Annotated in this window: 20 protein-coding genes and 2 pseudogenes; 4 read left to right on the forward strand and 18 right to left on the reverse strand. The window is 32.9% G+C overall.

Features of this window, described 5'->3' with window-relative positions; all coding sequences use genetic code 11:
* Positions 1-10: 10 nt before the first annotated feature.
* The 12 genes and pseudogenes from lgt to LHL71_RS04630 all read right to left on the reverse strand — a co-directional run bounded on the left by lgt (position 11) and on the right by LHL71_RS04630 (position 10,285).
* Positions 11-814: a prolipoprotein diacylglyceryl transferase gene (gene lgt, locus LHL71_RS04580; RefSeq protein ID WP_227360644.1), complete on the reverse strand. Its 804-nt coding sequence runs from the start codon at positions 812-814 to the stop codon at positions 11-13.
* Positions 811-1,836 (reverse strand): HPr(Ser) kinase/phosphatase, encoded by a 1,026-nt coding sequence (gene hprK / locus LHL71_RS04585; protein WP_227360645.1) that lies wholly within the window; start codon positions 1,834-1,836, stop codon positions 811-813. The genes lgt and hprK overlap by 4 nt, the downstream gene beginning before the upstream one ends.
* Positions 1,837-1,855: 19 nt before the next feature.
* On the reverse strand, positions 1,856-2,203 hold the full coding sequence (locus LHL71_RS04590) for a phage holin family protein (protein WP_227360646.1): 348 nt from the start codon (positions 2,201-2,203) through the stop codon (positions 1,856-1,858).
* Between the two features lie 24 nt (positions 2,204-2,227).
* On the reverse strand, positions 2,228-2,533 hold the full coding sequence (locus LHL71_RS04595) for a PspC domain-containing protein (RefSeq protein WP_227360647.1): 306 nt from the start codon (positions 2,531-2,533) through the stop codon (positions 2,228-2,230).
* Positions 2,534-2,618: 85 nt separating this feature from the next.
* On the reverse strand, positions 2,619-3,779 hold the full coding sequence (locus LHL71_RS04600; RefSeq protein WP_227360648.1) for a PDZ domain-containing protein: 1,161 nt from the start codon (positions 3,777-3,779) through the stop codon (positions 2,619-2,621).
* Positions 3,780-3,868: 89 nt separating this feature from the next.
* Positions 3,869-4,985 (reverse strand): peptide chain release factor 2 gene (prfB, locus tag LHL71_RS04605; RefSeq protein ID WP_227360649.1). Its coding sequence is split into 2 segments (ribosomal slippage): positions 3,869-4,912 and positions 4,914-4,985, totalling 1,116 coding nucleotides; the frame shifts between segments, so codons are not numbered across the junction.
* A gap of 51 nt (positions 4,986-5,036) precedes the next feature.
* Entirely contained in the window at positions 5,037-7,400 is a 2,364-nt protein-coding gene (gene secA, locus LHL71_RS04610; RefSeq protein WP_227360650.1) for a preprotein translocase subunit SecA, read from the reverse strand.
* 166 nt (positions 7,401-7,566) lie between these two features.
* Positions 7,567-7,743 (reverse strand): annotated as a pseudogene (locus LHL71_RS06485) (sigma 54 modulation/S30EA ribosomal C-terminal domain-containing protein); the annotation flags it as partial.
* A 104-nt stretch (positions 7,744-7,847) separates the two neighbouring features.
* Positions 7,848-8,169 (reverse strand): annotated as a pseudogene (hpf, locus tag LHL71_RS06490) (ribosome hibernation-promoting factor, HPF/YfiA family); the annotation flags it as partial.
* Positions 8,170-8,282: 113 nt separating this feature from the next.
* Positions 8,283-8,699: a ComF family protein gene (locus LHL71_RS04620; protein ID WP_227360652.1), complete on the reverse strand. Its 417-nt coding sequence runs from the start codon at positions 8,697-8,699 to the stop codon at positions 8,283-8,285.
* Positions 8,700-8,959: 260 nt separating this feature from the next.
* Complete coding sequence (locus LHL71_RS04625) at positions 8,960-9,223, reverse strand: helicase-related protein (protein ID WP_227360653.1); 264 nt, start codon at positions 9,221-9,223, stop codon at positions 8,960-8,962.
* Positions 9,224-9,226: 3 nt separating this feature from the next.
* Complete coding sequence (locus LHL71_RS04630; protein ID WP_227360654.1) at positions 9,227-10,285, reverse strand: DEAD/DEAH box helicase family protein; 1,059 nt, start codon at positions 10,283-10,285, stop codon at positions 9,227-9,229.
* Between the two features lie 47 nt (positions 10,286-10,332).
* Here LHL71_RS04630 and LHL71_RS04635 point away from each other — a divergent pair, with 47 nt between their 5' ends.
* Entirely contained in the window at positions 10,333-10,971 is a 639-nt protein-coding gene (locus LHL71_RS04635) for a YigZ family protein (protein ID WP_227360655.1), read from the forward strand.
* Between the two features lie 31 nt (positions 10,972-11,002).
* Here LHL71_RS04635 and LHL71_RS04640 read toward each other — a convergent pair whose 3' ends face one another.
* Positions 11,003-12,094: a glycosyltransferase family 4 protein gene (locus LHL71_RS04640; protein WP_227360656.1), complete on the reverse strand. Its 1,092-nt coding sequence runs from the start codon at positions 12,092-12,094 to the stop codon at positions 11,003-11,005.
* 196 nt (positions 12,095-12,290) lie between these two features.
* On the opposite strand from LHL71_RS04640, the gene LHL71_RS04645 reads away from it, so the two are divergent.
* Both LHL71_RS04645 and lrgB read left to right on the forward strand, forming a co-directional pair.
* A complete protein-coding gene (locus tag LHL71_RS04645; protein ID WP_227360657.1) occupies positions 12,291-12,722 on the forward strand; it encodes a CidA/LrgA family protein in 432 nt (143 codons plus the stop codon).
* Positions 12,723-12,737: 15 nt separating this feature from the next.
* Positions 12,738-13,490: an antiholin-like protein LrgB gene (gene lrgB / locus LHL71_RS04650; protein ID WP_227360658.1), complete on the forward strand. Its 753-nt coding sequence runs from the start codon at positions 12,738-12,740 to the stop codon at positions 13,488-13,490.
* Between the two features lie 48 nt (positions 13,491-13,538).
* Here lrgB and LHL71_RS04655 read toward each other — a convergent pair whose 3' ends face one another.
* The 4 genes from LHL71_RS04655 to LHL71_RS04670 all read right to left on the reverse strand — a co-directional run bounded on the left by LHL71_RS04655 (position 13,539) and on the right by LHL71_RS04670 (position 18,287).
* The gene (locus LHL71_RS04655; protein ID WP_227360659.1) at positions 13,539-15,377 is read right to left on the reverse strand and encodes an APC family permease; all 1,839 of its coding nucleotides are present in this window, start codon (positions 15,375-15,377) and stop codon (positions 13,539-13,541) included.
* 186 nt (positions 15,378-15,563) lie between these two features.
* Positions 15,564-17,180, reverse strand: a complete 1,617-nt coding sequence (gene groL / locus LHL71_RS04660) for a chaperonin GroEL (RefSeq protein ID WP_227360660.1) — start codon at positions 17,178-17,180, stop codon at positions 15,564-15,566.
* A gap of 30 nt (positions 17,181-17,210) precedes the next feature.
* Positions 17,211-17,495 (reverse strand): co-chaperone GroES, encoded by a 285-nt coding sequence (gene groES, locus LHL71_RS04665; protein WP_227360661.1) that lies wholly within the window; start codon positions 17,493-17,495, stop codon positions 17,211-17,213.
* Between the two features lie 150 nt (positions 17,496-17,645).
* On the reverse strand, positions 17,646-18,287 hold the full coding sequence (locus LHL71_RS04670; protein WP_227360662.1) for a redox-sensing transcriptional repressor Rex: 642 nt from the start codon (positions 18,285-18,287) through the stop codon (positions 17,646-17,648).
* Between the two features lie 173 nt (positions 18,288-18,460).
* On the opposite strand from LHL71_RS04670, the gene LHL71_RS04675 reads away from it, so the two are divergent.
* Entirely contained in the window at positions 18,461-20,413 is a 1,953-nt protein-coding gene (locus tag LHL71_RS04675) for an ABC-F family ATP-binding cassette domain-containing protein (protein WP_227360663.1), read from the forward strand.
* A 19-nt stretch (positions 20,414-20,432) separates the two neighbouring features.
* Here the strand turns inward: LHL71_RS04675 and tsaD are convergent, their stop codons facing one another.
* On the reverse strand, positions 20,433-21,455 hold the full coding sequence (gene tsaD / locus LHL71_RS04680; RefSeq protein ID WP_227360664.1) for a tRNA (adenosine(37)-N6)-threonylcarbamoyltransferase complex transferase subunit TsaD: 1,023 nt from the start codon (positions 21,453-21,455) through the stop codon (positions 20,433-20,435).
* Between the last annotated feature and the right edge of the window lie 9 nt (positions 21,456-21,464).

Below are 21,464 nucleotides of genomic sequence, written 5' to 3' on the forward strand. Positions count from 1 at the left end.
AGTTAAATATTTAATTAATATACCACGCAAGATCTAATTTTTTTCTTCGGTATATAAAGGTTCCAATACTGCCAACAAATAGTAAAATCGAAAGAATTTGAGAAATTCTAAGATTTCCTAACATTAAACTATCCGTTCGCATGCCCTCAATAAAGAACCTACCATAAGAATACCATATTACATACGTTAAAAATAACTCACCATTTTTAAATAGTTTAGGATTATGGCGTAAAACCATTAACACCAAGAATCCTAAAAAGCTCCAAACGGATTCGTATAAAAAAGTGGGTTGTCGATACATTCCACCAATATTCATTTGGTTAATTATAAATTTGGGTAAATGCAATCCCTGCAAAAATGCTAATGTGGTAACCTTTCCAAAAGCTTCTTGATTCATAAAGTTACCCCAACGTCCAATAGACTGAGCTAAAATTACGGTTGGAGCTGCAATATCCAACATCTTCCAAACAGACAAATAGTGGGTTCGACAATAGTAGATAATTACGATTATTGCCCCAATTAAGGATCCATAAATGGCAATTCCACCATCCCAAACTCTAATAATTTCCGATAAATGATCCTTATAATATGACCATTCAAATCCTACATAATAAATTCTTGCACAAATTATCGAGATAGGAATTGCCCATAAAATCATATCATATATATTTTCAGGGTCAATTCCTTGTCGCTTGCCTTCTTTAGTCGCTAAAAATACTGCTATAAATACCGCACTAGCAATAATTATTCCATACCAGCGAACACTAATCGGACCAAAACTAAAGGCGATTGGATTTAATGCTAACTGTTTCACTTATCTTTATCCTTACTTTCATTTTCATTATCAATTAATGATTTATTGTATTTATTAATTTCCTTTTGCTCAGCCATTTTATGGGTATCTTCTTGGCTATTTTCTTTAATCAAATTATTTAAATTATTATCAAAAGTTTCGGTAGCATCATATCCCATTGATTGAGCTCTAAAGTTCATAGCTGCTGCTTCAATAATGATAGCTAGGTTTCGACCAGTTTTAACTGGAATAGTCATTTTAGGGATCTTAACATCAAATATTTGAACTTCTTCCATCCCGTTACCAAGTCGATCATATTTAGCATCATTGGAATATAAAGCTAAATTGATAATTAATACTACCTTGGCTTGGCTTCTAATGGCTCCCGTTCCAAATAGTGTCATTACATCAATAATACCAATTCCGCGAATTTCTAATAAATGACTCAAGATTTTAGGTGCTGTTCCCATTAAAGTCTGTTCATCTTGTTGATAAACTTCAACTCGATCATCAGCAATTAATCGATGTCCTCGTTGGACTAACTCTAGAGCGGTTTCACTTTTACCAATTCCACTATCACCGGTAATTAAAATTCCCAGTCCATATACATCTACCAAAACACCATGAATTGATTGGCGTTCAGCTAATTTATCATCTAAATAGTTGGTCATATTACTTAAAACTCGTGATGTGGTTAGTTTCGATCCCAATACTGGAATCTTACTTTTTTGGGCAGCTTCAAGTAATTCTTCTGGTGGATCTAATTGAGTTGAAATTACAAATGCGGGAGTTTGTGGTTGACACATCTCTTCCATGACTTTTAATAGCTCATCGTGTTGCATTCCTTTAGCATATGAGATTTCCGTTATTCCTAATAATTGGACTCGATTAGCTGGGTAATAATTGAAAAAACCAGTTAATTCTAAACCTGGTCTTGAAATATCACTAGTAGTAATCTCTTTATCTGCTAAATATTCTTGTCCGGAATATACATCTAATCGAGAATTTTTTACCAAGTCTGCAACGGTAACAGTATTTGCCATAAATAAACCTCCTAATATATTAATCGTTTGTGGAATTATTTGTAATAATTGTACTTACGACGGACATAATTATTGCGACTAACATCGCCATCCAAAATGATGAAAATCTAAATCCACTTCCCACAAGAAATGAAGTTAATTCCAACATAAAACCGTTGATAACAATACTAAATAAACCAAAAGTTAAAAAATTAATGGGTAACGACAATAAACTTAAAATTGGTTTAACTAAAACATTCAAGATCGCTAAAACAAAGGCCGCTATTATAGCGATCCAAATACTAGACACAAAAAAGCTTGCTGGGAAAAATCCACTAATAGCTAAAAAAATTAAGGTATCTATAATGATGGTTGTAAAAAATTTCATTTAAATCATTTCCTTTCTTTAATATTACTTTTCTTCAACATTACTTTCTTCAACATCGGTTAAATGCTTTCTTGAGCGATTAGGTTGTTTACTAGAAGCTGTAAATTGATCAGTAAAACCCCCAAATCCCGTTCGTTTATAACTTGATGGTATTAAGATGACTGCTAAAAGATAACAAACTAAGCCAATAAATTTTAATCCCGGTAATAAACATAAAATTACAAATATAATTCTCACAGCCGTTGAATTCCAATTAAAATATTTAGAAATCCCACCCAATACACCAGTTAAAACTTTATCAGTTGCTGATTTAGTTAATTTTTTGTTCACTTAAATTCCTCCAAATAATATATACTTTCATTTTACCCTAGTTTAATAAAAAAATGCATTACAATCACTAGGATTGTAATGCATTTTAATCTTTCTCAGCAAAAGTTTCAATTCCCAACTCACTTGGTGAATCTTTAAAAATTGCTGTTTCTGTTACTTTTAGCTGATTATTCCGATCGATGACTTTTAAATAACAATATGTTGAATTAGTTGATAATGCTCGATATAAATCGTCTTCATTATTAATTTTAATATGATTTACCTCTAAAATAACATCACCAATTAATAAGTTCATTTTAGAAGCTGGGGTATGCGGCTGGATAGCAATAATTCGGACCCCATTAATCACTTGGCTATAATCAAAATCAGTTTTATTATCAGTATGCTTATTTGAAATAATAACTCTTAAATAATTAATTAGCATGATTAAAATTGCCCAAATACTTATAATTGGATAAAAATAGCTACCGATAATTCCAACAATTCCAATTAATCCTGTTTGAATAATTCCTCTACTTAGAGATTTAAAAAGCTTACTTGGAATCGCATGTTTAACCGTCCATTTAAAACCAATCAATACTGGGAAAAATAAAAATGCATAATGGTGATGGTTAACATCAAAAACTGGCCAAAATGCTAAATGATTAACAAACCAGTCTCCAGGTACTAAAGTGAAGATTGGTACTATTGATAACTCATTAAATTGATAATAAGCAATGCGTTTTCTTCGTTGATTATATGTAATTTCTGGTGAAGTAAATTTTCCAGCGTTTTGCTTAATAAAAATTCCCGTTAAAAAGATTAATAAAGTAAAGAATATTAGGAAATTGGCATTATCAAAATTAAAAAAACGTTCATTAATGCCTTTGTCACTTAATACATTATTAATTGATCCCCAAAAGCCTAAATTTTTAGTAAAAAATAGGGCTGCCACACTTAAACATACGCCAACAATGCTCAGACTTTGTCGCATAAGTAATAAAATAACCATTATCAATTCATAAACTAAGATAAATTTAATTGGTAAGACCATTCCTAAAGCCAGTCCTACTAACGATCCTATCAATCCTAAAATTAATGCACTTCTAAGAAAATGCCGACCTTCAAAAAAATCGATATAAATTGATGAAGTAAACCATTTCCGTTCATTTTTGATCCGTTTCTTATAATTCATATATGTCATTAATATTCCCAACCAAAGAAGTGGTTGTAATACATAAAACATAATCGCCCATATAACCTTCATATCGTTACTCCCTTAATATTAACTGATAATTATTATATCATCATTTTTAGTAACTAAAAAAGCCCCTAATCATTGATTAGAGGCATTTTTTATTGTGGATTTTTATTTTTTAATTCCCATTGTAAAAATGAATTAATAAATGGATCTAAATTTCCATCCATAACATTATTAATATTAGCAGTTTCAAAATTTGTTCGATGGTCTTTAACCATTGAGTAAGGATGGAATACATACGAACGAATTTGAGAACCCCAGCCAATTTCTTTTTGTTCACCAGCAATTTGAGCCTTTTCCTGGGCCTTCTTTTGCTCTTCTAATTCATATAATTTCGACTTCAGCATGTTCATGGCAGTTTGACGATTTTGTAATTGTGATCTTTGGGCTTGACTAGCTACTACGATTCCCGTAGGTAAGTGAGTTATGCGCACCGCTGAAGAAGTTTTATTAACATGTTGACCACCAGCTCCACTGGCTCGGTAAACATCAATCTTTAAGTCATCATTGTTAATATTGATTTCTACATCATCATTTAGTTCTGGCATTACTTCTACCGAGGCAAACGACGTATGGCGTCGGCCTGCTGAATCAAATGGTGAAATTCTAACTAAACGATGGACACCTTTTTCAGCTTTTAAATAACCATAAGCATTTTCACCACTAATTAAAATAGTTACACTACTTAACCCAGCTACATCACCAACTTGGTAATCTAGAGTTTCTACCTTAAATTGATGTTGTTCCGCCCATCTGGTATACATTCTTAATAACATAGTGCCCCAATCTTGTGATTCGGTTCCACCAGCTCCGGGATGAATTTCTAATATAGCATTATTGTGATCATATTTACCATCTAATAACAAATTGAGCTGATATTGATCCAAATTACGACTTAACTCACTAATTTCATCATCTAATTCACTAGCTAAATCATCGTCATATTCTTCGCCTAATAATTCCATATTAACTTGGATATCTTCAATTGCTTCATTTAATACTCTAAATTTATCAACCTTATTTTTTAATAAGTTATTTTGATCAATTAATTTTTGAGCAGTTTTTTGATCGTTCCAAAAATTTGGTTCAGCCATTTTGGCTTCATTAATTTGAATTTCTTCATTTAAATTATCGAAGTCAAAGTGACCTCCTAAAACTATTAATAGTTTCTTGCATCTTAGTAATTTGCTTTTTGATTTCACTTAATTCCATAATTTTCTCCATTTAAGACAAAAAGCCAAGGAGTTGCCCTCGGCTTTTGCTTTATCTTTGCATATTTTGTCTAATCTCTGCCTTCATAAACAAGCGAGTAGTATCATAATCAATATCTGAAACCATTTCTTCAAACATTGCATAACCTTCTCGTTGATATTCAACTAATGGGTTTTGTTGTCCATAACCACGAAGACCAATTGATTGACGTAATTGATCCATTGCATCAATATGGTCTGTCCAGTGAGCATCAACTACTCGAAGAATAACTACCTTTTCAAATTCAAGCATTTGTGATGCATCATAAAGTTGATCCTCTTTTTGTTTATAAGCATCATTAGCTAAATTCATAAGTAGCTGTTTGATTTCATCAGCAGATTTATTTTCAAAATCGGATAAGCTAACTTGATCAGGATTTACCATGGCACTAATAGTAAAGTCTAAAATAGTTTGCAAATCCCAATCTTTTTGTTCGCCTTGAGTGTGCAAATCTACAATTCGATCTACAGTACGTTCAACCATTGGCATAATTACCCATTTTAATGATGTTTCTTCATTAATAACTTGTTGACGTTCACCATAGATAACTTCACGTTGTTGGCGCATAACATCATCATATTGTAAAACATTCTTACGAGAATCGTAGTTATTACCTTCAACACGTTTTTGAGCAGATTCTACTTGTTTAGTAATCATTTTAGAACGAATAACTGCATCTTCTCCATCAACTTTCATGCGATCTAAGAAGTTTTTAATTCTTTCAGAACCAAAACGTAACATTAAATCATCTTCAAGTGATAGATAGAATTGAGACATTCCTGGATCACCTTGTCGACCGGCACGTCCTCTAAGTTGATTATCAATACGTCTAGATTCATGACGTTCGGTACCAATAACTGCTAGACCACCAGCTTCAACAACCCCTGGTCCAAGTTTGATATCAGTACCACGACCAGCCATATTAGTAGCAATAGTTACCGCACCCATCTGTCCGGCATTAGCAACGATATCAGCTTCCTTAGCATGGTTTTTGGCATTCAAGACTACGTGAGGAACGCCTTCTTTATCTAATCGATCTGATAAGTATTCAGAAGTTTCAACAGCTACAGTACCAATTAATAATGGTTGGCCTTTAGCATGTAGTTCTTTAATTTTTTCTACTACTGCATCAAATTTAGTTTCTAGACTTGGATATAAAATATCTGGTTCATCAATTCGAATAACTGGTTTATTAGTAGGTACTGAGATTACTTCCATGTTATAGATTTCTCTAAATTCTTCAGCTTCAGTTTTAGCAGTACCAGTCATACCAGCTAACTTTTTATACATTCTAAAGAAGTTTTGGTAAGTAATGTTAGCCATAGTTTTGCTTTCTTCTTGAATGGTTACACCTTCTTTAGCTTCAATAGCTTGATGCAAACCATCAGAGAAACGGCGACCGTCCATAATACGACCAGTAAATGAATCAACGATATCAACTTCGTCATCTCTAACCACGTAATCTTTATCAAGCAACATAATGTAGTTAGCACGTAATGCTTGATCAATATGGTGGGTTAAAGCAGTGTTGTCAGTATCGTATAGATTACTTAAGTTAAAGTATTCTTCAGCTTTTTTAATTCCTTCATCAGTTAAAGATACTGTTTTTGATTCTAAATCTAACTTGTAATCTTCGTTTTCAGTTAAAGTCTTAGCAAAACGATCAGTTCTAACATAAAGTTGTGAACTACCGTTTGATTGACCAGAAATAATCAATGGAGTTCTAGCTTCATCAATTAAAATTGAATCAACTTCATCGACAATGGCAAAGTTAAGTCCACGTTGAACCATATCTTCTTTATAAACTACCATGTTATCACGAAGATAATCAAATCCTAATTCACTGTTGGTAGAATAAGTAATGTCAGCATTATAAGCTTCGCGTTTAGCATCAGCTTGCTTAGTAGCTAAGTTAACACCAACACTTAATCCCATCCAATTGTAAAGTTCGCCCATCTCAGTGGCATCACGTTCTGATAAATACTCGTTAACAGTAACAACGTGAACCCCTTTACCAGAGATGGCATTCAAATAAACTGGCATAGTAGCAGTTAAAGTCTTACCTTCACCAGTTTTCATTTCAGCAATGTTACCTTCATGTAAAACTATTCCACCCATTACTTGAACATGGAATGGATATAATCCTAATACACGTTTAGCTCCTTCACGTACCGCAGCGAAAGCTTCAGGTAATAGATCATCTAAAGTCTCTCCATCTTGATAACGTTGTTTAAATTCAGGTGTTTTGGCTTTTAAGGCTTCATCACTAAGTTGGCTATATTCATCAGCATAGGCCCCAACCTTATTTGCCAATTGGTCGATTCTCTTTAATTCGCGCTTATCGCTTTCGACCCATTTTTTTAATAAATTAGGCATATTCGGCTTCCCTTCAATAAGTAATTGTTTTTATATTTTTATATTTTCTAATTGCATACTAATCAATTGTAGCATTTCAATGACATAATTTATATTTTATTTTGATTAAATTTACAATTTATTTTTTTAATATAAAAAGCTAAGTCAAATTGACTTAGCTTAAGTTTTATTCATTAGTTTCAATTAAACCATAACGGCCGTCTTTTCTACGGTAAACAATATTAGTATCTTGAGTTTCACTATCTTCATAAATAAAGAAATTGTGACCTAATAAATTCATTTGTAAGATGGCTTCTTCACTATCCATTGGTTTTAATTCTAAACGTTTTACACGAACTACATCAAATTCTGATTCAGGATTTTCCACTTCTTCTACGCCTTCAGCGCTATCAATATTAGCGCCGGCTTCATTAGCGGCTTCGTCCATTTCACCAATACCTTCAATTTCAAATTGTTTAAAGCCTTTTTCACGAGCTTTACGGTTAACCTTGGTTTTATATTTTCTGATTTGACGTTCGAGTTTTTCATTTACTAAATCAATACTTGCATATAAATCACTTGAAGTTTCTTCAGCTCTTAAAGTAATAAATGGTAAAGGAATTGTTACCTCCACTTTAGCTTCTTTATCACGATATACTTTTAAACTAACGTGCGCAGTTGCTTCAACATCCCCAAGAAATTTATTTAATTTGTTAACTCTCTTTTCAACGTATTCACGAATTGCTTGAGTAACTTCAATATTTTCACCACGAATGTTATAAGTAAGCATAACAATCTCTCCTTTCACCATTACAAATCAACAGCGATCTTTCATTTCGTTGTCTGTACATTAATTATAGATTAACTCCGTAAAAATTAACAACTATTTGACTCATAAATTAACTATCGGGCTAAAGTTAGTCCCCGAACATTTTTAAAACCATAATCCATCAAAAGTTCCGCAGCTAATCTAATGGTCGTCCCAGTGGTATAAACGTCGTCAACCAATACAATGTTTTGATTAAGTGAAATATTACTAATTTCTTTTAAATCAATTAAAAATGGTTGTTCTAATTTCATCCGCTCTTTACGTGATTTTTTTGATTGGGAAATGGATTTATTAGCCTGCTTAGTTAATAAAATTTCTCGATAACTTAATTTTCCTAGTAAGCCGGTAACTTGGTTAAATCCACGAGTTAATAAAGTACTTTTATTAACTGGAATTGGAACTACCATTTCCGGTTTAGAAATTGATGCTAATAGATCCTTTTGAAAAACTTTTCTTAATCTATAATCACCCAAAAACTTATATCGACGCATATACTCTCGCATTGCAAAATTATATTCAAATAAGGCAGTATTTTTAAAATCACTTAAATCATTCCAACGGTAGCAGTCCTGACATATAGAACTTGAGGGCCATCTTCGCCCACAAATTTTACAAGTAGCGCAATCACTAAGTTTGACGAAAGTTTTCTGGCAAGCTATACAAATTTCGTCGATTTCAATGGAACTAAGTTTAAATAATTCTTTCACTTTAAACTCAATATCCATTGTTTTTTCACATAATAGGCATTTTTTCATATAGATTTAGCCTTACGATTCATTAGATTAATTTGGTATTGTGCCTGCCGAATGTTTTTATTTAAGTGTTCATAAATAAATAAAACTTCTCCAGTTGGTCTAGTTATACTTCTACCAACCCTCCCAGCAATTTGAACTAATGCCGAAGTTGAAAAAATTTCACTATCTGCATTGATAACCATAACATCAATTCCTGGAAAAGTTACTCCCCGTTCTAAGATAGTGGTAGTTATTAAGAATTTAAATTCATGGTCTCGCATTTTCTATACCTTCGCTAACCGATTTTGATCATTAGCAAAAACCGTTTCAAATATGATTCGATCAAAATATTTCCCCAATACTCGTTTAAGGATTTCTAAATCATTAATGTGGGGCACAAACACTAAAAATGGAATTTTTGCCTCTACTTTGCTCCGCATAATTTTAATCAGTTTATTGGATATGCTACCTACATTAATATTTTCTCTCAACTTTTTTTGCCTTAGCAAACTAATTTCAGGCAATAAATGATTATGAAATCTTTTGGGTAAGTAACTAACCGAAATAGTATGATGTTTAATCATTCTAAATAAATCTAAATCTGGGGTCGCCGTTAAATATAACTTAGTGCCGTTACGCTTTAGAGCATTTTTAACGGCAAAGTGTAACATTGAATTACCAGCGTATGGAAAAACATCTACCTCATCAATAATTAATACATCAAAAGCTTGGTAAAACTTCATTAACTGATGTATAGTACAAATCGTCAATTGACAATATTGGTAATTCATAGTAGATTTTCCATGAAGTAGACTAATATTGATCGACTCAAATGCTGCTTGTATTCGCGGAAATAGTTCCAAACATACATCAACTCTAGGAGAAGCCAAAGCAATCCTTAATCCATTCTCTAAGGCCCAATTAATTGCGTTAAATAGCATCTCCGTTTTCCCAGCCCCGGTAACTGCCCATAATAAATGGTCCTTACCGTCAACGAAGTTTTGTGTAATTTGTTTAGAACATTGAAGTTGCAATGGAGTTAGTTCTCCGTTCCAAGTTATCGGATTTAAGACCGCTTCGAATTGATTAGGCTCCTCTACATATACTAATTGATTTAAAGTATCAATTCTTCCCATTTGAATACATACTGGGCAATAATATTGATCGTTAGGTAACTTTGCTAAGCGTTTCTTAGTTTGAGTTCCACACCGTTTACAAATTATCCAGCTACGATTAATTTTAAGCCCATTAGTAAATTTTAATCGGTTATCATTTTTTAGTTGATCACTTAAATTAGTTGCTATTAATCTACGACCATATAACTCACTAATTTCATTTATCATAAACTTTCACCTCTAAGTTATTAAATACGTAACAAAGGAGTTTTATAATGGATCAACCATATCTAACTATTAATGAATTTGGACAGCATCAAATAGAAATCAAAAAATCAAAATTTATTTGTACTCTGGCACCGATTAAGTCAGAAGATCAAGCTAAAGAAATCATCAATCAAATTACTCAAGATAATAAAAAAGCTAACCATAATTGCTATGCTTATCTAATTGGAGATAAAGATCAAATTGCTCGTGAAAGTGATAATGGTGAACCTTCTGGAACCGCTGGAGTACCTATTTTAGAGGTTTTAAAGAAAAATCAATTGCACGATACTTTAGCAATTGTTACACGTTACTTTGGTGGAATTAAATTAGGCGCCGGAGGATTAATTCGAGCTTATTCTAATGCCACTTCTGAAGCTATTGAACATATAGGAATGGTCCAATTAGTTCAACAACAATCCGTTGAGTTTACGATTGAATATAATCAGTATGATCGTTTAAAGTACTATCTTGAAAATCATGATTTAGAAATATCTGACGTAAATTATCAAGCTAAGATATCCGTTACAATTTATATTGATGTTAATGAAGCTGCTAAATTAGTCGATCAAGTAACAGAATTATTTAACGGACAAGTTACCAGTTCTCTTAAAGATCAAAAAATCGTAGCAATTCCATATAATAAATAAAAAAAACACTTTCTATGATAGAAAGTGTTTTTTATTTATTACTTTTACTTGTAGTTCCCTTTACTAATCGTTTAATTGCATTTAAAAATGGCTTACGATCTTTACCAACCAATCCGATAGTTTCTACAAATAACTCTAAACCAACTAACACGGCAACCGTTAATAACAACGATCCCCAAATAGTTGAAATCGGATATAGTAAAGCAATTAACGAAAATATTGAAGCAATTCCATAAATTACTAATACGCTTTGGCGATGGGTTAAACCAATTTGAATTAATTGATGGTGTAAGTGATGCTTATCAGCAGTTGAAATAGATACCCGGTTAAGTAATCGTCTAAAAATCGCAAAAACAGTATCTGTAATAGGAACTCCTAAAATGATAACTGGCATGATTACTGTGATAAAAGTAGCGTTTTTTAACCCGAATAGTGAAAACACTGAAATCATAAAACCAATAAACAGTGATCCGGTATCACCTAGATATATCCTAGCTGGAAAAAAGTTATAGGGTAAAAATCCTAAGCAAGCTGCAACTAATGAAAAAATCATCACAGCTACAAAGGTATTTCCAACATTTAAAAAGAAGATCCCAGTAATTCCCATAGTGGTTAAAGCAATTATTGCAACTCCAGTAGCAAGTCCGTCTAATCCATCAATTAGGTTAACTGCATTAGTAATAGCTAAAATCCATAGTAAGGTAATTGGTAAGCTCAACCATCCCAAATGGATCATCGCGAATGGTAACGATATAGTAGTCATTCTAATTCCCGCAAAAAAGTATACCCATAATGCAGCTAGAGATATGCCAATGACTTTTTGTCGGGGTTTTAATTCAAAAATATCATCAATTATTCCCGTTAATATTATTATTACTTCGCCACCAAAGATTCCCCACAAAAACCTAGTTGGCATTTGAGACCTTAACAAAAACATGGTAGAAAATGTATATGCCAGAAAGATTGCTAAGCCCCCCATAGTGGGCATTGATATTTTATTTACTCTTCGTTTATTTGGTTTATCGACTGCTCCTACTCTAAACGACAAAATCCTTATAAATGGAGTTAGAATCGCCGAAATTAGGATTGTAGCAAAAATCGATACAATTATTTCAAATTTCAAATTAAAGTCCTCACATTTTATACTAAATATAATTATACCGTGTCGTTGTCTAAAAACAAGATACATTTAGGTATTCATAACAAATTGAATATAATTGTATTATTTTATAATATAGTTTGTGAAATTTATAAAAACCATATATAATGGTTGATTGGTAACGATTATTTTTAATTTATAAACGAAAGGAGTCTTATCATTGGCTGAAAAAAATGATGTGTCACAAAAAACTGAAGCAAAACCAGCTCCTATTTTAATTCAAATGGGAATTTTTGCTGCCGTTCTATTTATTTCTAGTTTAATCTCACCACTATTTCCGGTTTCTTTCCCGGTTCCTACTCCAGTTATTGGATTAGTATTGTTATATTTATTACTAACTTTACACATTGTTAAAGTTGAATGGGTTGAACAATTTGCTAACCTTATGATTAGTTTAATTGCCTTCTTATTTGTCCCATCAGGTATTCAATTAACTGCTTCATTAAACATTATGAAAGCACAAGGTATTCAATTAGTAGCTGTAATTGTTATCTCAACAGTAATCTTACTAGTTGTTGTGAGTCTTGTTACCACTTTCTTTATTAAAATCAAGAAAGATGTATTCCACAGCAATGTAGATATCGATGAATAATTTCACTTTGAAAGGATGAATATAATGCAAGATACGATTATTACATATCTTGGTACACCAATTTTTGGTATTTTCTTATCAATTGTGGTGTTTTTAATTGGTCAATGGCTATTCAAAATTAGTCATGGATTTTTCCTATTCCAACCACTCTTCGTCGGAATGGTTCTAGGAATTTTTGTTTTATGGTTAATGGCTAAAGCCTTTGGCGTTGATGTTACTTGGTTCTATACTAACGCATACAAACCAGGTGGAGATATTATTTTCTGGTTCTTAAATCCAGCAACAATTGCCTTTGCAGTTCCTTTGTACAAACGTAATGATATTGTTAAACGATTCTGGTTAGAAATATTGCTATCATTAATTATCGGTGTGCTTATTTCATTATTCTTAATCTACTGGGTCGCAAAACTATTTGGTTTGGACAATTCCGGAATTGCTTCAATGCTTCCTCAAGCTGCAACAACTGCTGTGGCTATGCCAATCTCAACTGCTATCGGTGGTAACGCTGCTATCACTGCTATGGCCTGCATTGTTAATGCCGTTCTTATTTACGCACTTGGCGGATGGTTAATCAAAGTATTCCATCTTAAAGATGAAATCGGTATTGGTTTAGGTCTTGGTACTGCCGGACATACTGTTGGTTCTGCTAAAGCCTTACAATTAGGTTCAATTCCTGGTTCAATGGCATCAATTTCAGTTGTTATCATTTCAATCGTTATTGACTTAGTTGTTCCAACCTTCGCTCACTTAATGGGTGTTGTTAAATAATTAAAGAGTAATAAAAAAAAGTCTCGATCAATGATCGAGACTTTTTTATTACTCTTTAAGATGATAGTTATAAGTTGAAATAATAATATTTTGTCTAGAATTTAATACTGCTCTTAATCTTAAGCTAGTTTGGTTATGCAAGATTCTTTCCCATGGATGCTTAGGAATAAATTGTGGAACCAAAACAGTAGTTGAATAATTACGATCAGCAGCACGTTTAGCAATTACATCACAAAATCTTAAAGTCGGTTTGGCAATTGAACGATAAGATGAATGAATATCAACAAAGCGAACATTTGGGAAATCTCGCTTAAATTCTTCAGCAGTTTCATGTTCTTTTTCTGGATTCTCATCAAATGAAACGTGCATAGCAATAACATAATCACCAATTGATTCTGCATAACTAATCGCATTAGCGGTAACTTTAGTTATATTACTTACTAATACAATTACAGTTGCACCATCTAGTTTCTTAGCTTCTTGCTCGCCACTATCTTCTGCAATACGTAATTGTTTAGCAACTAATTTGTAGTGTTTATGGATTTTATAGAATATTCTAAGTAACACTGGCATAACAATTAAGTATGGCCAAACATTTGCAAAACGAAGTAAGAATAAGAAAATAACTAAGCAAGCTGAGATAAATGCCCCGATAAAGTTAATAAAGGCCTTACCTTGCCACATTTTTCCACGATTACGATACCAATGAATAATCATCCCTGACTGAGATAAAGTAAATGGGATAAATACCCCTACTGCGTAAAGCGGAATTAGGGAACTAGTTTTACCACCGAAAATCATTATCAAGACAACGGCACCAATAGCTAAGGAAATAATTCCGTTAGAATAACCTAATCGGTCTCCTCGGTCTAAATAAGCATGTGGTAAATATTTATCTTTGGCTAAATTATAAGCTAATATTGGGAAAGCGGAAAATCCGGTATTAGCTGCAACCGCTAAAATCATTGCAGTAGATAATTGTAAAATATAATAAATTAAACCGTGACCAAATACCCCTTCACCAATTTGTGATAACACTGTCTCATGACCATTTGGAACGATTCCCATATAATAACTTAGAAAAGTTATTCCACCAAAGAAAATGGCTAAAATAGTTGCCATAATAGCTAATGTTGCTGAAGCATTTTTACTCTTTGGATTTTTAAAATTAGGTACCGCATTACTAATTGCTTCAACACCGGTCAGTGAAGAAGAACCAGAAGAAAATGCTCTAAAGAATAGGATCAAGGTCATCCCTTCAACAGGGGCATTCATTCGAGCAGCTGCATGATAATGAATGTTCCCAGTTGCTATGTTATAGCCACCATACACAATCATAAAAATAATCATTACAATAAATAAGTACACTGGTAGGGTTAAGAATGATGCCGATTCTCGCATCCCTCTTAAATTAAGTAACATAATCCCTACAACAATTAAACAAGAAATCAAAACCTGATGCGACAATAAACTCGGAATGGCTGAAGTAATAGCTTCAGTGGCTGAAGTAGTTGATACCGCTACGGTTAGCATATAATCAACTAATAACGATCCACCAGCTACTAAACCAGCCCCTCTTCCCCAGTTTGTACTTGCTACCACGTATGCACCACCACCAGATGGGTAGGCATGAATAATTTGTTGATAAGATAAAGTAATTGCTGCAAGTAATACCAATACTAATGCAGCAACCCAAATTTGATACATTAAAGCGGCTACTGACAATGTAATCAAAATCGTTGTGATTTGTTCAGTACCGTAAGCCACTGATGATAAGGCATCTGAAGAAAGCAAGGCTAAAGCCTTAAATTTAGTTAACGACTGTCCGCCTTCATCTGTGGTCTTTAAAGGTTTACCAATTAATAACCTTTTAATATATCGCCACATAAATAATTACTCCTTTATATTTATATATATAGTTTAAGTCCTAAGTAAAATAATTGCATATGTGCACTAAACTATAAAATCATAGTACTAAATATTAATAAAAACAAGTCTTTATTTATTTTCGATTATAATACACAAATAAAAAAATGACCGAATAAAATTCGGTCATTTTTAGATTAATTTAAATTACATTCCCATTCCTGGATTCATTGGTGGCATTTGAGGAGCTTCTTCTTTAGGTTCTTCAGCCACTACGGCTTCAGTAGTTAATAATAAAGCAGATACTGAAGCAGCATTTTGTAATGCCGAACGAGTAACCTTAGTTGGATCAACAATACCATTGGCAACCATGTCAACAAATTCGCCATTAGCAGCATTATATCCAATACCCGGTTTTTCATTCTTTAATTTTTCAACAATAACTGAGCCATCAACCCCAGCATTTTCAGCAATTTGGCGAACTGGAGCTTCTAAAGCACGACGTACAATTTTAACACCTGTGCCTTCATCGCCATCTAATTTAACATTTTCAACATCAGCAATAACATTAATCAATGCAGTACCACCACCAGCAACAAAGCCTTCTTCAACCGCTGCTCGAGTGGCATTTAAAGCATCTTCAATACGATACTTGCGTTCTTTTAATTCAGTTTCAGTAGCAGCACCAACTCGGATAACTGCAACTCCACCAGAAAGTTTTGCTAAACGTTCTTTTAATTTTTCACTATCAAATTCAGAAGTAGTTCCTTCAATTTGATTCTTAATTTCATCAATACGAGCTTTAATGTTATCTTTTGATCCAGAACCTTCCACAATTAAAGTTGAATCTTTAGTAACCGTAATTTTACCGGCTTGACCTAATTGGTCGATAGTTGTGTCTTTTAGATTTAATCCAAGATCATCAGTAATTACTGTACCACCAGTTAAAATAGCAATATCTTGTAATTGTTCTTTACGACGATCTCCAAAACCAGGAGCTTTAACTGCAACTACGTTAAAGGTTCCGCGCATCTTATTTAACACAAGAGTTGGTAATGCTTCACCACCAATATCGTCAGCAACAATTAATAATGAACGACCTTGTTCAACAATTTGTTGTAATAATGGCAAGATATCTTGGATATTATTAATTTTTTTATCAGTTAATAATACATAAGCATTTTCTAAGTTTGCTTCCATTTTTTCATTATCAGTTACCATGTATTGTGACATGTAACCACGATCAAATTGCATACCTTCAACTACATCTAAGCTAGTATCAACCCCACGTGATTCTTCAATAGTGATAACTCCATCATTACCAACTTTTTCCATAGCATCGGCAATTAATTTACCAACTTCTTCATTAGCTGATGAAATTGATGCGATTTGGGCAATGTCATCTTTAGTTTTTACTTCGTGAGACATTTTGTGTAAAGCATCAACGGCTGCTTTAGTAGCTTTTTCAATTCCGCGACGGACACCCACTGGGTTAGCACCAGCAGTCACATTTTTCATTCCTTCGTTAACAATTGCTTGAGTTAATACAGTAGCAGTAGTAGTACCATCACCAGCAATATCATTAGTTTTTGAAGCAACTTCAGAAACTAATTTAGCCCCCATGTTTTCAAAATGATTAGGTAATTCAATAGCTTTAGCAATGGTTACCCCATCGTTAGTAATAGTTGGATTACCAGCAGTTTGTTCCAATACTACGTTACGTCCCTTAGGACCAATTGTTGTTTTTACAGTATTAGCAAGTTTGTCAACACCTTTTACCATTGAGCTTCTTGCATCTTCACCAAATTTAAGTTCTTTAGCCATTACTTTTCACCCCAAATATTTTATTTTTTATTATTCCACGATTGCAACGATATCTTTTTCATGTAAAACTAGGTAGGTTTTTTCATCATAATTTACTTCTGTACCGGCAAATTTATCAAACATAACCACATCATCAACTTTTACATTTAAAGCAACCTTTTGGCCATTATCTAATAGACGTCCGTCTCCAACCGCAACGATTTTTCCAGTTTGTGGTTTTTCTTTAGCATTACTTGCTAATAAAATGCCACCAACTGATTTTTCTTCTTCGTCTTGTGTTTCGATGATTACGCGATCTCCTAATGGTTTTAACACGTTAAACCCCTCCATTTTTTTACTGAATTAGCATAGTTAGCGCTCTAATGTTAAAAGTGCTAACTGCTTGTTTATAATATATTATTAAATGTGAATAATTGCAATACATTTTAGTAAAAAAATACAAATAAAAAAAGGATTAACCTATAGTTAATCCTTTTTTTCTGTATAATTGTCAATGAAATAAATTAAAGTTTGTAATTCATTAGTTAGATCAACATTTTGTACTCTAACATTGTCTGGAACTGATAATCTTAATGGAGTAAAGTTAAGAATTCCTTTTACCCCACCTTCAACAGCTTGCTCTGCAACTTCTTGAGCCACTGCTGACGGAACTGTTAAGATAATCACTTCAATTTGTTGATTCTCTAATTGTTCAGATAATTCAGAGATAGGATAGACTGGCACGCCTTCCATAATGGTATTAACAATGTCCTCGTTAATATCAAAAGCCGCTGAAATTCTTACATTACTGTCTCTATGAAAATTAAAGTTTAATAAAGCGTGTCCCAAGTTACCAACACCTACTAAAGCAACGTTAGTAAGATGTTCTTGATTTAAAATTTGTTTAAAAAAGTTAAGTAATTTTTGGATATCATAACCATATCCACGTTTACCTAAGGCACCAAAATATGAGAAATCACGTCTAATAGTTGCCGAATCAACTTTAACGGCCTCTGCCAACTCGGTAGATGAAATACGATCTTTTCCTGATGTTAATAAAATATTTAGATACCGATAATAAATTGGAAGTCGTCTTGCCGTTGCTCTTGGGATGTTTTCGGTAGCCATAAAAATGTTCCTCCTAAAAATTAAATATGTTTACTTTGTGAAATATGCTTTCTTAATTATTCTACCATAGTATGGCATTATGTGAAAATGAATTCAATTATTTAATTTAAAATTTTCTTAATTACCTAATAAATTATGATAAAATAACTCTTATATTGAAAGGTGGAAATATTGTGATAATTTTACAAGCACAAAATGTTACCAAACGATTTGGTGGCGAAGATTTATTTACTAATGTTAATTTAACGGTCCAAGATAAAAGCCGAATTGCATTAGTTGGCCGCAATGGCGCTGGTAAATCCACACTAATTAAAATGATTATGGGCGATGAATCAATTGATGACGGAACCATTAATCGTAAAAAAGGTCTTACAATCGGATACTTAGCACAAGATACCGGTTTAAATACGAGTTTAAACATTTATGATGAAATGCTTTCGGTCTTTTCAGAATTAATTGAAGAGGAAGCAAAAATTCATGAATTAGAAATTCAAATCAGCAAATTAGATCCGATTCAAAATTCGGAACAATTTGAAAAATTATCCAATACTTACGATCGAATTAGAAACGAATTTGAACAAAACAACGGATATGGTTATAAAGCTGAAATTCGTGGTGTATTGCATGGATTTGGATTTTTAGAAAAGGATTATCAAAGATCCATTTCCGAACTTTCCGGAGGTCAAAAAACCCAATTAGCTTTAGCTAAACTGCTCTTAGAAAAGCCCCAATTGTTAATTCTAGATGAACCTACCAACCATTTAGATGTTACTACTATTGCTTGGTTAGAAGGCTATATCCAAAATTATCAAGGGGCTCTATTAATGATCTCGCATGACCGTTACTTTTTAGATAAAATTGTTAATGAAATTTATGATTTATCTAATCATACCCTGACGCATTACAAAGGAAATTATTCTAGCTTTATCAAGCAAAAAGATCAGCAAATTTCAACTCAATTAAAAGAATACGATAAGCAACAAAAGAAAATTGATAAACTGGAAACCTTTATTGATAAAAATATTGTTCGAGCTTCTTCTACTAAACAAGCTCAAGCTCGTCGTAAACAACTCCAAAAAATGGATAAGATTGATAAACCTATTAATGATAATAAAGTTGCCCATTTTTCATTTACCCCCACTAAGCAAAGTGGAAACAATATTTTGAAAATTACTGATGCTAAGATTGGATACCCAAATAAGCTTTTGTCCCAGGATGTAAATTTAGAAATTAAGAAACACCAAGCAGTTGCCATTGTTGGCCCTAATGGAGTGGGAAAATCAACACTGCTAAAAAGTATTTTAGGTAAAATCCCATTTATCGATGGAAAAATTCAATTTGGTACTGGAATTGAAACCGGTTATTATGATCAAGAACAACGTAATTTACATAGTAACAAGACTGTTTTAAATGAATTATGGGATGATCATCCTACCACTCCCGAAGGAGATATCCGAGGAATTCTAGGAAGCTTCTTATTTTCTGGTAATGATGTGGAAAAATTTGTCAGTGATCTATCAGGTGGAGAAAAAGCTCGTTTACTTTTAACGAAACTTTCAATGCGTCACGATAATTTCTTAATTTTAGATGAACCCACTAACCATTTAGATATCGACAGTCGGGAAGTTTTGGAAAAAGCACTTCAGCAATTTGAAGGTACCATCTTATTTGTTTCTCATGATCGATATTTTATCAATCAAGTTGCCACTTCAGTAGTCGAATTAAGCTTCGAAAAAACTACCCCTTATCTGGGAAATTATGATTATTATCTAGAGAAAAAAGAAGAATTACTTGCCATTGCTGAAAACCAAAAAAATGATAGTTCAGACGCAGTCACTATTTCATCTACCCAATCAACTGATAAAACTAACTATCAATTAAATAAAGAAAACCAGAAAAAACTTCGTAAACTAAATCGAAAAATTGAAGATTTAGAGAACCAATTATCTCAATTAGATGAACAAAAAAATCAAATTGAAGCCGAAATGGCATCTGAAGAAAATTATACTGATGTTTCTAAATTATCAGAATTACAAACCCAATTGGACCAGATTACAACTGATATCGTAACTGTTGAACAAGATTGGGAAAATGCCAGCATAGAATTAGAAGAATTTAGTGAATAAAAAAATCGTAGACTCTTGTCTACGATTTTTCTATATAATCAAATTCTAATCCTGGTTCGGCATTTAAGCCTTCATCTGATAAAACATGATGTCTAAATAACATTTCACCAGCTGATCCAATCATTGCAGCATTATCACCACATAATGGCAACGGAGCTAATCGTAGCTCAGTTGGCATATTTTTTAATTCTTGAGTTAATCGTTCTCTTAAACCATGATTGGCAGCTACTCCGCCAGCCACAATAAGTTGTTTAACAGGGAAACTATTAATTGCACGAATGGTTTTATCCGCTAAAACATCTACAACCGCTTGTTGAAAACTGGTTGCTAAATCATTTTTATCTAGGCTTTCACCAATTTGATCAGCATGGTGAACGGTGTTAATAAAAGCACTTTTTAGACCACTAAAACTAAAGTCAAAATTATCTTCTTTATCCATTGCACGAGGAAAATTAAAAGTATCATGACCTAAGTGAGCCATTTCGTCAACTTGTTTACCTGCCGGATAGTTTATTCCTAGAACTCTTCCGATCTTATCATAAGCTTCACCAGCAGCATCGTCCCTAGTTTCACCAATAATTTCAAATTGATTTTCTGCTGGCATATAAACTAATTCGGTATGTCCACCAGAAACAACTAGTGCCATAGCTGGAAACTCAATTGTTTTTTCAAGATTAGCAGCATAAATGTGACCTGCAATATGGTTAACTGGAACTAACGGTAAATTATGAGCCCATGCTACCGTTTTTGCAGCTGTAACCCCAATTAATAAAGCCCCAACTAATCCCGGTCCATAAGTAACTGCAACCGCTGATAAATCATCATAGCCTACCTTAGCTTCATTTAAAGCTTCTTCAATACAGCTAGTAATTTGTTGGATGTGATGACGACTTGCTACTTCAGGAACTACGCCACCAAATCTTTGATGACTTCTAATTTGAGTAGCAACAATATTTGACAAGATGGTATGTCCATCTTCAATTACCGCAATTGAAGTTTCATCACAACTAGTTTCAAACGATAAAATTAAATTTCTATTCATAATTCTCCT

It is taken from the genome of Lentilactobacillus laojiaonis, assembly GCF_020616595.1.
GTDB lineage: Bacteria > Bacillota > Bacilli > Lactobacillales > Lactobacillaceae > Lentilactobacillus > Lentilactobacillus laojiaonis.

What these genes read in the sequence shown, in the direction of transcription:
- hprK (WP_227360645.1), bottom strand. Translation starts at nt 1,836, where the DNA reads ATGGCAAATACTGTTACCGTTGCAGACTTGGTAAAAAATTCTCGATTA.
- LHL71_RS04590 (WP_227360646.1), bottom strand. Translation starts at nt 2,203, where the DNA reads ATGAAATTTTTTACAACCATCATTATAGATACCTTAATTTTTTTAGCT.
- LHL71_RS04600 (WP_227360648.1), bottom strand. Translation starts at nt 3,779, where the DNA reads ATGAAGGTTATATGGGCGATTATGTTTTATGTATTACAACCACTTCTT.
- secA (WP_227360650.1), bottom strand. Translation starts at nt 7,400, where the DNA reads ATGCCTAATTTATTAAAAAAATGGGTCGAAAGCGATAAGCGCGAATTA.
- LHL71_RS04620 (WP_227360652.1), bottom strand. Translation starts at nt 8,699, where the DNA reads ATGCGTCGATATAAGTTTTTGGGTGATTATAGATTAAGAAAAGTTTTT.
- LHL71_RS04625 (WP_227360653.1), bottom strand. Translation starts at nt 9,223, where the DNA reads ATGCGAGACCATGAATTTAAATTCTTAATAACTACCACTATCTTAGAA.
- LHL71_RS04630 (WP_227360654.1), bottom strand. Translation starts at nt 10,285, where the DNA reads ATGATAAATGAAATTAGTGAGTTATATGGTCGTAGATTAATAGCAACT.
- LHL71_RS04635 (WP_227360655.1), top strand. Translation starts at nt 10,333, where the DNA reads ATGGATCAACCATATCTAACTATTAATGAATTTGGACAGCATCAAATA.
- lrgB (WP_227360658.1), top strand. Translation starts at nt 12,738, where the DNA reads ATGAATATAATGCAAGATACGATTATTACATATCTTGGTACACCAATT.
- LHL71_RS04655 (WP_227360659.1), bottom strand. Translation starts at nt 15,377, where the DNA reads ATGTGGCGATATATTAAAAGGTTATTAATTGGTAAACCTTTAAAGACC.
- groL (WP_227360660.1), bottom strand. Translation starts at nt 17,180, where the DNA reads ATGGCTAAAGAACTTAAATTTGGTGAAGATGCAAGAAGCTCAATGGTA.
- LHL71_RS04670 (WP_227360662.1), bottom strand. Translation starts at nt 18,287, where the DNA reads ATGGCTACCGAAAACATCCCAAGAGCAACGGCAAGACGACTTCCAATT.
- tsaD (WP_227360664.1), bottom strand. Translation starts at nt 21,455, where the DNA reads ATGAATAGAAATTTAATTTTATCGTTTGAAACTAGTTGTGATGAAACT.